Below are 16098 nucleotides of genomic sequence, written 5' to 3'. Positions count from 1 at the left end.
TCGGTAATGCCTTGCGCGATCGTGCTCGCACCTCGCGGAGTCCGCTATTGGCACCTTTGAGACATGCCGGGCGGTCTGACGATGTCCGTTGATCGGGGTAGAGCAGAAGTCTCGTTTCGGGGCCGTCAGGACCGTTGTTGATCCTGACCGGACATGCCCCCGCGGGGACTGCAATAAGTCGGTGCATCGTGGTAGACTTCCTGTCGGTCCAAACCGGCTTAGCGTTAAGTCCGTAGGGGGCCGCAATGCAGCAAATTTCCGACTGGCTCGAAAAGCTCGGCATGTCCGAGTACGCTCAGCGTTTTGCTGACAACCACATTGATTTCTCGGTCCTTCGCGAACTGACCGATCAGGACCTAAAAGATCTTGCTGTCGTCCTCGGTGATCGCCGAAAAATGTTGCGCGCGATTGCCGACATTGATGGAATCGAGAAGAACGCACCAGCCGTGCCCGTCAAGGCAACTGCGGCGCCGCGTCACACAACTGTCGCGTCAGCGCCAGTCCCGACCGCAACGCCACGGCCGATCTCCGCCGCAGCCGGCGTCAGCGGTGAGCGCCGCTATGTCACGGTGATGTTCTGTGATCTCGTCGGCTCGACCAGCATTGCCGCGCAGCTCGATGCCGAGGAGTGGCGCGACCTCCTCTGCGCTTATCTCGATGCCGCCTGCGCCGCTGTGACCGAGATGGGCGGCCATATCGCCAGAAAGTTGGGCGACGGGCTAATGGTGCTGTTCGGTTATCCGGTGGCGCAGGAGAACGACGCCGAACGCGCGGCGCGGGCTGCGCTCTCGATCCAACGGGCGCTCGCTGAGGTGAACCGCAAGAATACTGATGCTGGCAAGCCAGCGCTTAGCGCGCGCATCGGGATTGAAAGCGGCGAGGTCGTGGTGGATGCGGCGGGCGAGATCTACGGTGACGCGCCTAACATTGCGGCGCGGGTGCAGGCGGTAGCGGAGCCAGCTACGATCGTGATGACGGCGCGGGTGCAGCACCAGATCGCCGGTCTGTTCGTCGTTGAGGAACGTGGCAGCCACGAACTTAAGGGCGTGCCGGAGCCGGTGACGCTATACCGGCTCGTACGGGCGAGCGGCGGCGGGCGCCGCGCGAGACAGCGCCATCTCACGCCGCTGGTGGGTCGCGAGGAAGAGATCGCGATGTTGATGCGACGATGGGAGCGGGCGCGGCAGGGCGACGGTCAATTGGCGATGATCGTGGGCGAGCCGGGATTGGGAAAATCCCGCTTGATCGAAGAATTCCATCCTCGGTTGCGCGAGGTGCCGCACACTTGGGTGGAATGGAGCTGCTCGCAGCTTCTGCAAAACTCGCCACTGCACCCGATCGCCGATTGGGGCCGCCAGCGCTTCGGCGGCGCCGACATACCCGCCGAGCAGCGTCTGGCGGACCTGGAGCATACGCTGGAACTGGTCAAGCTCGATCCGGCGGAAAATGCCCCGTTACTGGCGCCGCTATTGGACATCCCCTTGCCACAGGACCGTGCACCGACTTTAGAGCCCGAGGTGTTGCGGCGCCGGCAGCTGACGGCGCTAACCAATTGGCTGATGGCCGGCGCGCGGACTCAACCGGTGGTGCTGGCATTTGAAGATTTGCATTGGGCTGATCCGACCACACTCAATGTCTTGCACGGTATCGCCGAGCGCGGCGCGCTGGTGCCCTTGTTCGTTCTGATCACAGCCCGGCCCGAGTTCCGGCCTCCCTGGAGCATGCGCTCGCATCACAGCACAATCTCCCTGGCGCCGCTTGATCACTTGCAGGTGCGTCAGATGGTCGGCGAGCTTGCCGCTCGCCATGCGCTGCCAAAGGAAGTGGTTGACGGCGTGACCAAGCGCAGCGGCGGTGTGCCGCTGTTCATCGAGGAAGTGACACGGCTTCTATTAGAGCGCGGCGAGCACGGTGGCATCCATGCGATCCCGCCGACACTGCAACAATCGTTGGCGGCGAGGCTCGACCGACTTGGCCCAGCGCGCGACGTGGCGCAGATCGGTGCCGTTATCGGGCGCGACTTTTCCTATCCGCTCCTTCGCACCGTGGCAGGGACAGACGACGTGCCGCTTCAGAGGGCGCTGGAACGGCTCGCCGAGGCAGACATTCTGCTTGTACGCGGCCTGCCGCCGGAAGCTGAATATCGCTTCAAGCATGGGCTCATCCAGGATGCGGCCTACGAGAATTTGCTCAAGAGCCGGCGCCGGGTTTTGCACCGCCGCGTCGGCGAAGCGTTGCGCGATGAATTTGCCGCGCCGGAGCTGTTGGCGCATCACTTCACACAGGCAGGGCTCACCGAAGCGGCCATCGAATGGTGGGCAAAGGCAGGACAGCAGTCGCTGGAGCGCTCGGCGCTAGTCGAGGCCATAGAGCAGTTTACGCGTGCTCTCGACCAGATCGCCAGTTTACCCGGCACGCCCGCGCAGCGCCGTGAGCAAATCAGACTTCAGGTGGCGCTAATTACGCCGCTTATTCATGTGAAGGGGTACGCCGCGCCAGAGACCAAGGCTGCGGCGGAACAGGCGTACACGCTAATCCAGCAAGCTGAAATGCTCGGAGAGCACCCTGAAGACCCCCTCTTGTTGTTCTCGGTACTCTATAGCTTCTGGGTCCATAACTACGCGGCCTTCAATGGCAAGGCGATGCGCGAGCTTGCTCGTCAGTTCCTGGCGCTGGCTGACAAAAGCCCCTCCCCGGCTCCACTGATGATAGGGAGCCGTCTCACGGGTGTCTCCCTCATGACGACGGGAGACATCGCCGGAAGTTTACCACACTACAATCGGGCGCTTGCGCTCTATAACCCGGCCGAGCACCGTTCTCTGGCGACGCACTTTGCTATCGATGCGGCGGTATCCGGTCTGGGCTTTCGATCTTGGAGTTTTTGGTTGCTTGGCTATCCGGATGCGGCGCTCGCAAATGCGGAGGACGGTTTAAAGAATGCACGCGAGTTTGGCCAAGCCGCCACTTTGATGTGGGCCCTATTTTACGGATTCCTTCCCCACATTTGGTGCGGAAAGTACGCGATAGCAAAGATGCGGGCGGACGAACTCGTCGTCTTGGCGAACGAGAAGGGCACGCCCTTTTGGAAGGCAAATGGCATTCGAGCGCAAGGGTACCTCTTGGCTGAAGCCGGCGGCGCAGTCGACGCTATCAGCATGATCCGTTCTAGCCTCGACGCTTGGCGGTCAACAGGTTCAACCTTACGGGTGCCGACCGATCTGTCCTATCTCGCCAGCGCCTATCTGAAAGTCGGTCAGTTCGAGGATGCCGAACGCTGTATCCGCGAAGCCATGATGGCGGTCGAAAGTACCGATGAACGCTGGTACGAGGCTGAGGTCAATCGCATAGCAGGCGAACTCGCGCTCAACTCCGCCGATAGCGATACCGCGAAGTCAGAACGCTATTTCGAGCGCGCCCTCGCGGTAGCCCGCGAACAACAGGCCAAATCCTGGGAGCTCCGCTCCGCAATGAGCCTAGCCCGTCTTTGGCGCTCCCAGGGCAAGCCGCGGCAAGCTCGTGAATTGCTTGCTCCGGTCTACGGCGGGTTCACTGAAGGGTTCGACACGCTCGATCTAAGAGACGCCAGGGCGCTGCTCAATGCGCTGGCGTCATAAGCTAATCGAAGAGTTCGGCAACTTCTGGGTTTGGCACGAAACGGACCCGCCGACTGCGGTGGGGCTGCCGAAGTCGTCGTGCGAGGGAACGGGCGGCGATTTTGCCGTCGGCGGGCATTACACTCTCAGACGTGTTTTGACCGCAGCGACGGCTTTGCCCACAAGTAAGGCTTCGGAACACTCGGTCTCACGTGCGGAAGAAGCCTTCGACCTCGCTCTCGGCCCAGGCGAGAGTCCTTTCCATGGGCTCGCCCTGCATGTGGCGCACGGTCATCTTGGTCATAACGCCCTGCGTAAAGATCTGCGCTGCGATCTCGGGCGGCGCGGGTGCACCCGCAATCGACAAGATCTGGTGGTGGTACGGGTGCGGATAGTGGTAAAGGGTGCCCTTCGGTGGTCCTTCCTCGGCCCAGATCTTCAGCGTCGAGAATTTAGTAAAGGGCGGCAGGTCAAAGCCGCCGCTTGCCGTAACAAGCTGCTCGATGGCCGATGGTTGCGACAGGTGCACCAGCAGGCTCTTGGCGGCCGCCTTGTTCTTGCTGAAGTTCCAGATGCCCCAGAAGAACGGCAAGCACGGCGCAAAGCGCCCTTCGGGCCCAGCAGGCATGCCGTGGGTCCAGCACTGCTCGGCGACTTGTGGTGCGTCGCGCTTCGCGACTGCCCAGGCGCTCGGCGGGTTCAAAATTAGCGTGCCGCGGCCCGAGATCAGCCACTTGTTGTTGGAGGCGTTGTCCCACGCCGGGGCCTCCTGCGGGAAGAACCGGGCAAGCCTTGTGTAATAGTCGAGCGCCTTGCGTACAGCGTCGCTCTTGACCGTGATCTTCCCCTCGGCATCGACGAGCGCGGCGCCAAGGCACTGGAAGAACGCACCCGCGGCACAAACCGAATCCTCCGTCGTGCCGAGCCCAATGCCGAAGGGGAATCCGGCCTTGTGACATGCTTCTGCGGCGTTGACGAACGTTTCGAGCGTCCAAGCGTCAGCCTTGGGCGGCCGTCCGGCTGGGTACATGGCCTGGACGTCGATACCGGCGTATTGCTTCATCAGGTCAATGCGCGAGCAAGGCCCCTGGATCTGATTGCCGATCGTCGCCGGCGCCGCAAGCCAATGGCTTTGCGCTCGACCGAGATAGGTCGCGATTTCGTTCACAGGGCCGTTCTGCTTGATCAACTCGGTCATCACATCGTCGACCGGTTCGAGGCTCATCGCGTAGTCGTGCGGGGACCAAGTCGTCATGTACAAGATGTCGTGGCCCGACTTGGCTTGCGCCTCTGCGGCAAGGGTGACCAGTAGCTTGTTGCCTAAGTTGGTCAAACGGTCGATCTGCACCTCGACCTTTTCCTGGGCCGCCCATTTCTCGATCAGTGACGTGCTCGCGGCGTTCGCGCCCGGCACCCAATGGTCCCAGATGCCGACCGTTAGTCTGCCGGCCGCATATGAAACGATATGGTCCCTCACGTCGCCGCGCGTAAAGCGCATCAGCGGCTGTAGAAATTTTCCTTCGCCACCCCGAAAAGACTTTTGCAACAATATCGGCACCTCTGAGACATGCCGACCGATGCTGCGGATGTCTGTTCATAGGGGAAGAGTGGAAGTGATCGGCGCACCGTCAAGCTGACGCGATTGACCCTGGCTGTGTGAAAACGTGAAATCGTGCGGAATGCTTTTCTCCGCAATTTGCGCGCCGTCGCGTTTTCACACAGCCAAGACCCTTGGCGGACGTCGGGTTGTCGCTAAATGACCGGTAAGTGAAGCCCCCAGGCTCTTCCAATGTGTTAATTTGAGCCGGCACGATCCACTGTCTTCAGCCCGGAACCGTTGCACCATGACCGATTATCATAATCCGGCATGGACCAAGGAAAGCCGCTTCCGCGGTAGCCTCGACGATGTGATTATCATCCCACTCGTTGTTGTCGCGCTCGCCGCCAACAAAATCCTGCGTTTCATCCTTTCGATCCTGATGCGGCTGCTCGACTACGCCTTCCCTTTGGCAATGCAGATCGTCTGGCTTCCGCTCTTCGCGGCCAGGGTTCTTGGCAATGTCATCGTTACTGCCATAAGCGGCGCGTTACGTCTTGTTCCCCTTTCCGAGACGAATCGTCGGCGCTGGAGCATTTCGATCCGCCGGAACTGGTCGTGGCTTCGGCGGAAGATTAGCTATCAGGCGTTCGAACGAGCTGTGCATACCGCCTTTGAGAGCGGCATGGCATGCGTGTTCCGGAAATGCCGGCATCTCACGCCGAACACCGCACTGCTCGTGATCCTGGGCGCGGTACTTTGGCTCCCGATCTCTTTCGGGGCAGCAACGGCGATGCACGCGATATTGTTTGCGAAGGTCACGTCCTGGCCGGCGTGGATGCAACTCTTGCATCCGCTGGCAACGGTCATCGCGAAGAGCAAGCTCTTGGTGCTGCCGGTGTACCCGGCAGCCTGGCCACAGGCTAAAAGACACCCCCTCGTTCAGCTCGTATTCAAGGGCTATGAAACCCTCAAGCGCATGTATGTGATCAAAAAGGTCGGCTTTCGCTATCGGCAGGCAGAGGTCGTCGGCATCGCAGTGGTTGAGAGGCTCGAGCGTACCGTCGGCATCGCATCGGCGGTGAGGTGGCTGCGCAACGCGCACGTTGTCGAACATTTCGGCGTCGAGAAGCCCACTCAGAAATTGCAATCGTTCTTCTCGCGATGGTCAATCAAGTTCTCGGCCGAATACTACGAGGCGAAAGAACAGCAAGCCTCAGATGTCCTATCGTTAAGCAGCAGCTCGCTGCGAACGCTGAGGTGATTGTCAATCTCAAAACCGTATGCGGCCGTAGTCGCTATGGCGTAAACCTTTGAAACGCCAGCGTCATCACACCAACCAGCAAACTGCGCTTTCGCCTTGTGAGAGGTCCAGCGATGCCCGCAGATCATGATACGCGCCCCCTGGGTCGAACCGGCATCCATGTGCGGCCCTTGGGGATCGGCACGAACAAGTGGCGGCGTGCCGATCGTGAGGCCGTGTTGGAAACGTACAGGACCATTTATAATGCCGGCCCACTCAGCAATGATGTCACCGATGTTGATGCCGACACGGAAGCAAAGGCGCCTGTCCTCAGCGTCGCCAATTGTAAGTTCACGAATACGGGTCTGGAATAGCATCGCAGCCCGCACCGCTTCGACCGCACTCGGAAACTCCGCCAAGAACCCGTCCCCGGTGTTCTTAACGATGCGGCCCCCGTGTTCGGCGATTGCGGGGTTGACGGCCTCCGTTAGGAGCGCGGTCAGTTTGGCATGCGTAAGCTCTTCGCTGCTATGCATGAGCCGTGAGTAGCCAGCCACGTCGGCGGCCAATATTGCCGACAACCTGCGCTCCACCCGGACTGGCCGCTCTTGCACCATGGCATGCAGACCTTTCGACCTGCACGTTGTACGATAAATCCGGCTGCCGCCCCACGACCCGCTCAAAGCGGGACGATTAAGTGGGCATGGACTGACCGAAGGTCACAAGGGTGGCGACGCTACTAATTGAGGTGATGTCGCTGTTGGCACTTAGCGGACCTGACGGGTTCGGTCGGACCATGTCGGCTCTTGGGGGCAAAGCTGACTAGGCGCTTGCGCGCCCGGACTTCTGAGTTTGACCCATAGCGGTCTTGGTTGCGCCGCAGCGGTTCGCGCCTAGCATCCAACATTCTGGATGCGAGACCTAACTGACACTCTCGCGCTCTGACCCCCGAGGTTGCCCTCTCGCAAACCGGCATTGCTGCGGTTCCTTTCGGTTCCACTCGCAGAGCCTGGAGTTGAGAGCCTTGCTGGCAGACTTGCCACTCGTCGCGCCGGATCGTCCATCCGTTAAGACGCAGGCCCACGCCGATGGCTCAGAACGAACCTGCCACAGAGCCAAGCCCGATGACGGCGGCAAGGGCTACAAGGGCCCCGATGATGCCGACCACAACGATGTCGCGATAGCTGTCTCGGTGCGTCGATCCGCAGACCGCGAGCAATGTGACCACCGCTCCATTGTGCGGCAGGCTATCGAGCGTGCCCGAGCCGATCACCGCCACGCGGTGCAGCAGCGCGGGATTGAGGCCGATTTCCGCCGCGCGGGTCATGTAGGTGGCCCCAAGTGCGTCGAGCGCGATGGTCAGCCCGCCTGACGCCGAACCGGTGAGGGCGGCGAGCACGTTGGTCGCGACCGCGAGCGACACCAACGGTCCGCCGCCGACGCCGAGCACGGCGTCGCGCACGACCGCGAAGGCCGGCATCGCCGCCACAACGGCGCCGAAGCCGACCAGGCTTGCCACGCTCACCGCCGGCAGCACTGAGGCGTTGGCGCCGGCATCGATGGTCGCGCGCAACGCCGGCAATCGTCGATAGCTTGCCGCAAGCACCGTAACGATGGCGCAAGCGAGCGCGCTGATCACTGCCCACACGCCGCCGACCGCGGCAAGCGAAGTCTCGCCGAAACGCGTCTCGGCCAGATAATGCGTGTCTAGTGCCGGTATGATGACAAGCGACATCGCGAGATTGACGATGATCACGACCACAAGCGGCAGCGCGGCGCGCGTGACCTTTGGGGCGATGTCCGTCATGGCACCATGCGCGATCTCGGCCGGATCGAATTCGCGCGCGGTGGTGGCGCGCTCACGCAGCACCTCATCGGCGGTCAGCCGCTCGGTCGGCATCGGTGTGCCGTCGCCGAAGCCTTCGCCGCTTGCTCTTGCTTTTGCCTCCTCGCGATTGAGCCACCATAGCCCGAAGCCGAGCATGATCAGCGACGCCAGAAGGCCGAGGCCGGGTGCGGCGAACGGCGTGGTGCCGAAGAACGGCATCGGGATCGCGTTCTGAATCGACGGCGTGCCCGGCAGTGCCGACATAGTGAATGTCGAGGTACCGAGCACGATCGCCGCCGGCATCAGCCGCCGCGGAATGCCGGCCGCGCGAAACAGCTCGTGCGCCATCGGCGCCAGCACGAAGAAGGCGACGAACAGGCTGACGCCGCCATAGGTGACGAGCGCGCCGGCGAGCACCACCGCCAGCACCGCGCGCCGCGTGCCGAGCTTTTGCGTCACGAAGGCTGCAATCGCACTAACTGAGCCTGAGTCCTCCATCAGCTTTCCGAACAGCGCGCCGAGCAGGAACAACGGAAAGAACTGCGCCAGAAACCCGGCCGCGCCGACCATGAAGGTCTGCGTCCAGTGTGCGAGCAGCGGCTCACCGGCCATGAGGGCTGCAATCAGCGCGGCGAGCGGCGCGAGCACCAGCACGCTCCAGCCGCGGAAGGCAAGCCAGATCAGAAGGCCAAGCCCGAGCAGGATGCCAGCGAGGCCCACAAGCGTCATCGCTCAGCACTCCGCCAGCAGCACGTCGAGGTCGGCGGTGGAGCGCTGGCCCAGATCCTCGCCATGCGTGGCGAGGAATGCGTCGGCGCAGCGGCGCCCTTCCTCCTTCAACATGCCCACGAAACTCCACTCGGCATTGAGTTTCGAAGAGGCGCCGAAGTCGGCGAGCTTGTCAGTCCAGATGCTGTGGGTGCGCATGCCGGCCCAGCGCGCGCCCTCGCCGTGTCCGGGATCCACCACCTGACGCAGCAGCGCGATCATGCGCAATTCCTTCATCAACGGTGAGTTGAAGGAAATCTCGTTGAGCCGGTTGAGGATCTCGTTTGCCGTGCGCAGCGGCTCCCGCCGTTCGCGCGGATTGATCTGCACCAGGATGGTGTCGTGCGCGTCGCTTTCGCGCACCAGCGGTGTGAGGGTCGGATTGCCGGCATAACCGCCATCCCAATAGGGCTCGCCGTCGATCTCGATCGCCTGGAACATGGTCGGCAGACAAGCCGAGGCAAGAAGGACGTCGGCCGTGATTTCAGCGTTGCGGAAGACACGGCCGCGGCCGGTCCGCACGTTGGTCGCGGTGATGAACAGCAAGATCGGCGCCCGCGCAAGCCGGTCGAAATCGATGATTTCACCAAGGATGGTGCGTAACGGATTGAGCCCGAACGGATTGAGATCGTAGGGCGAGAGCACGCGCGTCATCAGGTCCATGGCGACATAGGCGGGGGAGGTGTCGAGCGTCCAGCGGCCCATCAGCCGATCGAGCGGCGAGCGCTGCAGCGGGCTGAACGCCGCAGCCTGCGACACACGCCGCCAATACGTCTCGAGAGCTGCGCGGGCGCCTTCCGCCCCGCCTTGTGTCCATCCATCGGCCACCAAGGCCGCATTCATCGCGCCTGCCGACGTGCCGGAGATCGCCTCGATCCGCAGCCATGGCTCCTCGATCAGTCGATCGAGGACGCCCCAAGTGAACGCACCGTGCGAGCCACCGCCCTGCAAAGCGAGGTCCACCGGAACCGGTTGACGCACTGTTTCGTCCATCGTTACCCTCTTTGATTGGAGATCAAACGACGCTGATTCAGGTCGAGCCCATTACGCCTCTTTTCAACCCTTCGTAAGATTCACCAGCAGCGCAAACAGGCTGCAGCCCGTCCCCGCCCCAGGAGGTAGGTGACGCCAACCAGCCGCTCGAGGGACACGTGGACGTTGGGGCCCGGGAAAGAGATGGCGACGATCTCGAAGCGGTGCGAAAACGGTCATGGCAGCGGCAAACAGAATGATGACAGCGAGGCAGATCCAGCGCATGCGGCACCTCTTTGTCGTTGATCAAGACGACCGCATCGCGCGCATTCCGCCAGCTCAATCTTCAACGAGCGCGGCGCAGGCCGAAGCCCAATCCGATCCAGCCTGCGCCGGCCATGATCAGATCGATGCCAAGGAACAGGCCGAGAATATAGAGACTCGAGACCGGCCAGTGCGCCAAGATCAAGAGGCCGAGCAGCAGCGTAATCACGGCGGACACCAGCACCAGGATCCAGGGCGTTTCCCGCTTCATGCTGAAGGCAAGGATGATCCGCATGATGCCCGAGGCTACAAGTGAGGCGCCGAGAATGAGGGTGAGCAGCGCAGCGGCAAGAAGCGGATTCTCGAACGTGACGAAGCCGGCAATGATGTAGAGCATACCGAGCAGAGCCCAGAGCAAGAATTTGCCCCAGCTCTTGATCTGGAAGGCGCTGAATACTTCGGCAACGCCGGCGATGATCATCATCACGCCGACGACGAGGACGCTCGCGACAGTGGCCATCACAACGCTGCCCAGCGCGATAAACCCGACGACGAGATAGACGACGCCGAGTGCGACGATCCAGCCCCACTTGGCGCGTAGAGGCGCCGTATCTGAGCCGGCTTGAAGATTTATCAGAGTGTCTGTCATGATGGTCCTCCAATTTGAAAACCTATCTGGACGTGCGTCTGCAAAAGACGGTAGGTGAGCGAAGCTAGAATATCGAAAAAGTAGGACCGCCAACAGTCGCTAATTCTGCTATTTCGACTTTTTCTGTCTTCGATGTGGGTTCGCAATGCTGACGATTCTAATGAAATGACGTGGGCTCTCCCCAGGGTTGTCATGCATTGCCGGGCTGTTGTCGAAGCCCTAAGCTGGTCTCCGGCAGAAGCCGGTATTTTTCTGAAAGCGCCAAGAGAATGGTGGCTGGCCTTGCATTGAAGATCGCTGTGGCGATCATTGCGGCAGTGCTGCTCGCGGCCGCCGCGGCGCAGGCGAGCATCGTATTTGCGCCGCTTGCGCTGGCAATTTTCATCATCGCAATTGTTTGGCCGTTGCAGCACTGGTTGCAGGGGCGGATGCCGAAGCTGCTGGCGCTTGCTATCACGATCGTCGTCACGGTCGCGGTGTGTCTCACCTTCGCCTCACTGGTCGCTTGGGGCTTCGGCCGGGTGGCACGATCGCTCGTCGCGGACGCGCCGCGCTACCAGGCGCTGTATGATGCCATGGTGACATGGCTCGACAGTCACGGCGTCTCCGTCGCTGGGCTATGGGCCGAACATTTCAACGTCGCCTGGCTATTGCGTGCGACGCAGCATATCGCGGGCCGCGTCCATACCACCCTCAGTTTCTGGCTGATCGCGCTGATCTACCTCATCCTGGGACTGCTGGAAGTCGACGATATGCGGCGCAAGATCGAGGCGCTCGACAACCGGGAGGCTGCGCGCATGCTTCTGGACGGCAGCGTTGCGACCGCGGAGAAGTTCAGAAAGTACATGCTGGTGCGCACGCAGATGAGCGCCTTGACCGGCCTGCTCGTCGGCGTTTTCGCCTGGATCACCGGGTTGCCGTTCGCGATTGAATGGGGCGTAATCGCCTTCGCGCTGAACTATATCCCGTTCATCGGCCCTTTCATCGCAACCCTGTTTCCGACCCTGCTGGCCATGACCCAGTTCGACAGCTGGCAGACGGTTCTGGGCGTCTTCGTCTGCCTCAATATCATCCAGTTCGTAGTCGGTAGCTATATCGAGCCGCGCGTGTCTGGCAGCATTCTTTCGATCTCCCCATTGGTCGTGCTGTTCGCGGTCTTCTTCTGGACGTTCCTGTGGGGCCTGTTCGGTAGCTTCATCGGTGTGCCCATCGCCCTCGCCATACTGAGTTTCTCCCGCCAGCATCCGTCGAGCCGCTGGCTCGCCGATCTGCTCGGCGGACCGGAACAGACTAAAACCCGTAAAATCTAACCTGCGGATCGAGCTTCGACGCCAGCAATCTCGATGCACTCGGGCGGAAGCAAATAAAGCCGCCCGTCGGGGGCTGCCGCGAGCGTGTGGATATGAAAGTGCGTGGGTGCGTCGTCTGTGGCGCCCATCACCGGCGACGGGGCGGACACGATTTTTATCGCGCCGCAGGCGCCGATCCAATCGATATGGCGGTGGCCGTGCATGACCACGATGCGGGCCGCCAACGGCCTGAGCTTGCGTACGAACCAGGTGCCGTTGACGAGCGCAGTGCCGAGCCGCTCGGAAAATGCCGTCATCGGCATCGGATATTCCAACAAGTGGTGATGCAGCGCGACGACCCAGCTGGCCTTTGAAAATTTGTTGAGCGCAGCCGCGAGACGATACGTTTGTTCGACGGAGACAAATCCGAGCGCGTTGGTGAAGGAGAAATGGGTTTCGGCGTTGGAGTTGAGGATAGCGACACCGAGACCGTCCTCCGAATCGGGCGGCATGATCATCGGAAATTGATCGTCGAAGAGACGCCCGAGCCCGGCGGCGCGGCGCAGGCCGCCGCGATCCACGAAGGCCGCGATCCGTAGGCGATGCGGTGCCAGCGCCTCATTGAGCGTCGACGCGCGTTGCTTGGCGCCGTCTACGACGTGCACGCGATCGCCCTGCACTGCCGCGATCGCCGACAGTGTCCGCATCTGCCGTAACCGCTTGCCTGGGCTGAATGGCAAGTCGAGCCGCGCTGGATTAGCGCGGTCGACGATGTTCACGTCGTGATTGCCTGGCAGCACGATCATGCGTACCGCGAGGGCGGGGTGCCGCGCCACTGTGTCAAGGAATTCGGCCCATTCCGTCGCGCGGCCGGCATCGGTCATGTCGCCGCTGACAAGAACGAGATCGAGCGGATGTGCGGTATGGATGGCCGCGAGCCGAGCCATGACGCGGTCGAGGCGTTCGTTGCCGCGTGGGCCGCCGCGTCCGCTTTCGATACGAAAACCATATCGCTCACCGACTGTGTGAAGGTCCGAAAGATGCGCGACGCGCCAGGTGCGGCCACCGGGCGGCGCGTCATCGAATGCAGCGAGATCGAACGGCTGATCCATGCTGGCATCCGCGAAGCCCCAGACGAGCGCCGCGATCGCGAAATAACTGGACACCAGCACGACGGCGTTGGCAAGCGTCGGCAAGACCAAGCGATGCAGTGCCGCGAGATCGGTCACGGTGCCCATCCAGCGCGAGCCCGGCCAGATGAAAATGGCAATCAATGCCGCGCATCCGCACAGGACGATGCCGGCGCCGGCGGAACTCGCCGCGCGCAACCGCGCCCGCCCGGCGGCGTTGGAGTGCCGGGCGAACATCCGCTCCGCCAGTTGGCGCAGCGCCTCACGGCAAAATGCATAGCCCGGCTGGACGGCAAGCGCGTTGAGCGACCAGAAGTTGACCTCGGCGATCCGCAACAGAGGCCGCCATCCGATCCATCCCAACGCGACCAGGACAACCAGTACCAGTGCGGCGCCAATTTCCGTTACCGCCAGAATATGCCCCGACACCGTGGCAAGCCACGCCGTGGCCACCAGCGGCGTGAGGCCGAGCAGCACCGCCGGCAGCAGCAGCGAGACCGTCCAAGCGAACAGTAGTTTCGGCAGGCTGATTTCGACTAACAGATTCCCGGCGATCGCGAGCAGCGACCTTTGTCCGGGGCTCGCGGCGTCGTCCTCGACATCGCCCTGACGCGGATCAACGAGCGGAAACGCACCGTCTTTAGCATTCCAGTCACGTCCCGCAGTAGACTTGGTCATGACGGGAGCCCACATCTTGCATCGGTAGCGGGATGGGTTTTTCCCGCGGAACCCATGCTATCGGCCTCTTGCTGTAATATCAGCCAGAGAGCACTGCGGGGAACCCTACCCCACCATTGGTCACCAGTGCAGATCTCAGAGCATCTGACGTCTGTCGGCCAACCCGTAGCAGCGCGAGTACCCAGCCTTTTGGCACAGGCCTTTCAACCTGCGGACTGTCTGTCGTCGGCCTGATACGCTTATGCACATGCGCGCGACTGATGTCCATTTCGAAGGGCAAAGCGACTGTCGGGTGGGGTGAGGGTAGGCAAAAGTCTAGGCTACTCTTCCCGTCCGACCGGTCTCCCCCGGTTCGTACGCAAAATTTCAAAAAAATGGGAGAATCCACTTAATGTGAGATTCATGACTGGTGCGCGCCCAATGTCTGAGTTCGGAGGTAAAGCGGAAAAACACTTGCTCGGTTCAAGCGCTTCGCATTCTGACCTATTTGGGACAGCAGCCCTGCCTCATTGAGCCGTCCTGCTTGGCTAGTTATGCTCGACGAGAGGTTGTGAAGGCTTCGTAAACGTCTGCCAGGAGGGCGAGCTAAATGAACGCGATCTCCCGAAGGATTTTCGTCGCCGCGCTTCCGCTTATGGCCGTCAGCCTTGCGTCCGCCGTTCGCGCGCAAGGCAATTCGCCGGTGAGTGCTGGCGTGACACTTTTTCAGAATGTGCGGATTTTCGACGGTAAGAGCGGCTCGCTCTCTGCGCCGTCCAGCGTCCTCATCAAGGGCAACGTCTTTGAACGCATCTCGACGGCGCCTATCGATGCCGAGCCCGGCATGACCGTGATCGCAGGCGGCGGGCGAACGCTGATGCCCGGCCTGATCGACGCGCACTGGCATGCGATGTTGATCCGGCCGAATCCTGCCCAGGCGATCGTCGGTGATGTCGGATACAACAATATTGCGGCCAGCGTTGAGGCAACCGACACGCTGATGCGCGGCTTTACCACCGTCCGCGACGTTGGTGGTCCGGTATTCGGACTAAAGACCGCCATCGACACAGGGTTGATCGCGGGGCCTCGTATCTATCCCTCGGGGGCATTTATCACGGTGACGAGCGGACACGGGGATTTCCGCCAGTTGTCGGAACTGCCGCGCACGATAGGCGGGATGCTCAGCCGCATGGAGCAGATTGGCGGCAGTATGGTCGCCGACAGCCCTGACGAGGTCCGCGTCCGCGTCCGCGAGCAGCTCATGCAGGGCGCCTCCCAGATCAAATTGACGGCCGGCGGCGGTGTTTCCTCGCCGTTCAGCCCGATCGACGTGTCGACTTTCACGGAGGCGGAACTGCGGGCGGCTGTCGAAGCGGCCGAGAATTGGGGCACTTACGTCACCGTACACGCCTTTACGCCGGCGGCTATTCAGCGGGCCATTGCCGCTGGTGTGAAGTGTATCGAACATGGCTTCCTGATGGACGAGACAACTGCCAAGCTGATTGCCGAGAAGGGCGTGTGGTTGAGTCTGCAGCCCCTCCCCGAGGAGTTGAGACAAGGCTTTCCGGTAGGCTCAGTTCAACGAGCCAAGGCTGATGAAGTTTGGCCCGGCATAGCCGCGACATACGAACTGGCGAAGAAGTACAAGATCAAGACGGCGTGGGGCACCGATGTCCTGTTCTCCCAAGCGCTCGCGCAGCAACAGGGGGCAATTCTGGCCTCGCTTGTCCGCTGGTACAGCGCTGCCGAATCGCTCGCAATGGCAACCGGCGCCAACGCCGAACTGCTAGCATTGTCCGGCAAACGCAATCCGTATTCTGGGAAGCTCGGCGTCGTTGAACAGGGCGCGCTTGCCGATCTGCTGCTGGTCGACGGCAATCCACTGGAGAACATCAATCTAATCGCCGACCCTGCCAAGAACTTCAAGGTCATCATGAAGGATGGGCGGGTATACAAGAACACCCTGTGACCGTAGCCACTCCGGTCCGTTGATGTCTCTTGTTGGCACAACTCGGACAAACCGCCGTGGTCGCTCTATGTCCGTTGTTGGGGGTAGAGCGGAAAACATATGCTCCCATTGAACTTTTCAGCTTTTGGCCCAGAGCGGTCATCAGCCGCCGTATTCGGGAACGAGGTTGATATAGATCAACACTTGATGAAGTGCATCG

9 protein-coding genes and 1 pseudogene are annotated in these 16098 nt (G+C 61.6%); 4 read left to right on the top strand and 6 right to left on the bottom strand.

Annotated elements, in window-relative coordinates; translation table 11 throughout:
• The first annotated feature begins 245 nt into the window (after positions 1-245).
• Positions 246-3614 carry an AAA family ATPase gene (locus NL528_RS33595; protein ID WP_309178654.1) on the top strand — a complete coding sequence of 1123 codons (3369 nt, stop codon included), beginning with the start codon at positions 246-248 and terminating at the stop codon, positions 3612-3614.
• Between the two features lie 187 nt (positions 3615-3801).
• On the opposite strand, the gene NL528_RS33590 is transcribed toward NL528_RS33595, so the two are convergent.
• Positions 3802-5091 carry an ABC transporter substrate-binding protein gene (locus tag NL528_RS33590; RefSeq protein ID WP_309178653.1) on the bottom strand — a complete coding sequence of 430 codons (1290 nt, stop codon included), beginning with the start codon at positions 5089-5091 and terminating at the stop codon, positions 3802-3804.
• A 346-nt stretch (positions 5092-5437) separates the two neighbouring features.
• On the opposite strand from NL528_RS33590, the gene NL528_RS33585 reads away from it, so the two are divergent.
• Positions 5438-6394, top strand: coding sequence for a hypothetical protein (locus NL528_RS33585; protein ID WP_309178651.1), 957 nt, complete (start codon positions 5438-5440; stop codon positions 6392-6394).
• 254 nt (positions 6395-6648) lie between these two features.
• Here NL528_RS33585 and NL528_RS33580 read toward each other — a convergent pair.
• The 4 genes and pseudogenes from NL528_RS33580 to NL528_RS33565 all read right to left on the bottom strand — a co-directional run.
• Positions 6649-6990, bottom strand: a pseudogene (locus NL528_RS33580) (adenylate/guanylate cyclase domain-containing protein); the annotation flags it as partial.
• A 476-nt stretch (positions 6991-7466) separates the two neighbouring features.
• On the bottom strand, positions 7467-8921 hold the full coding sequence (locus NL528_RS33575) for a GntP family permease (protein ID WP_309185108.1): 1455 nt from the start codon (positions 8919-8921) through the stop codon (positions 7467-7469).
• Between the two features lie 12 nt (positions 8922-8933).
• The gene (locus tag NL528_RS33570) at positions 8934-9962 is read right to left on the bottom strand and encodes a patatin-like phospholipase family protein (protein WP_309178650.1); all 1029 of its coding nucleotides are present in this window, start codon (positions 9960-9962) and stop codon (positions 8934-8936) included.
• A 325-nt stretch (positions 9963-10287) separates the two neighbouring features.
• Positions 10288-10854: an HdeD family acid-resistance protein gene (locus NL528_RS33565; RefSeq protein WP_309178649.1), complete on the bottom strand. Its 567-nt coding sequence runs from the start codon at positions 10852-10854 to the stop codon at positions 10288-10290.
• Positions 10855-11123: 269 nt separating this feature from the next.
• Between NL528_RS33565 and NL528_RS33560 the strand changes: the two genes are divergently transcribed.
• Positions 11124-12164 carry an AI-2E family transporter gene (locus tag NL528_RS33560; RefSeq protein WP_309178647.1) on the top strand — a complete coding sequence of 347 codons (1041 nt, stop codon included), beginning with the start codon at positions 11124-11126 and terminating at the stop codon, positions 12162-12164.
• Here NL528_RS33560 and NL528_RS33555 read toward each other — a convergent pair.
• Positions 12161-13951: a metallophosphoesterase gene (locus NL528_RS33555; protein WP_309178646.1), complete on the bottom strand. Its 1791-nt coding sequence runs from the start codon at positions 13949-13951 to the stop codon at positions 12161-12163. The two genes, NL528_RS33560 and NL528_RS33555, sit on opposite strands and share 4 nt — an antisense overlap.
• Before the next feature lie 634 nt (positions 13952-14585).
• On the opposite strand from NL528_RS33555, the gene NL528_RS33550 reads away from it, so the two are divergent.
• Entirely contained in the window at positions 14586-15899 is a 1314-nt protein-coding gene (locus NL528_RS33550; RefSeq protein WP_375144089.1) for an amidohydrolase family protein, read from the top strand.
• The last annotated feature ends 199 nt before the right edge of the window (positions 15900-16098 follow it).

It is taken from the genome of Bradyrhizobium sp. Ash2021, from assembly GCF_031202265.1.
In the GTDB taxonomy this organism is placed as follows: Bacteria; Pseudomonadota; Alphaproteobacteria; order Rhizobiales; family Xanthobacteraceae; genus Bradyrhizobium.
Note: the sequence above shows the minus strand (reverse complement) of the source record. Positions and strands in the feature narration are given on the sequence as shown.

Bases quoted from the DNA above. Each gene is read 5' to 3' on its own strand.
- NL528_RS33550 (WP_375144089.1), top strand. From the start codon at position 14,586: ATGGCCGTCAGCCTTGCGTCCGCCGTTCGCGCGCAAGGCAATTCGCCG.
- NL528_RS33585 (WP_309178651.1), top strand. From the start codon at position 5,438: ATGACCGATTATCATAATCCGGCATGGACCAAGGAAAGCCGCTTCCGC.
- NL528_RS33595 (WP_309178654.1), top strand. From the start codon at position 246: ATGCAGCAAATTTCCGACTGGCTCGAAAAGCTCGGCATGTCCGAGTAC.
- NL528_RS33590 (WP_309178653.1), bottom strand. From the start codon at position 5,091: ATGCGCTTTACGCGCGGCGACGTGAGGGACCATATCGTTTCATATGCG.
- NL528_RS33570 (WP_309178650.1), bottom strand. From the start codon at position 9,962: ATGGACGAAACAGTGCGTCAACCGGTTCCGGTGGACCTCGCTTTGCAG.
- NL528_RS33555 (WP_309178646.1), bottom strand. From the start codon at position 13,951: ATGACCAAGTCTACTGCGGGACGTGACTGGAATGCTAAAGACGGTGCG.
- NL528_RS33560 (WP_309178647.1), top strand. From the start codon at position 11,124: ATGGTGGCTGGCCTTGCATTGAAGATCGCTGTGGCGATCATTGCGGCA.
- NL528_RS33565 (WP_309178649.1), bottom strand. From the start codon at position 10,854: ATGACAGACACTCTGATAAATCTTCAAGCCGGCTCAGATACGGCGCCT.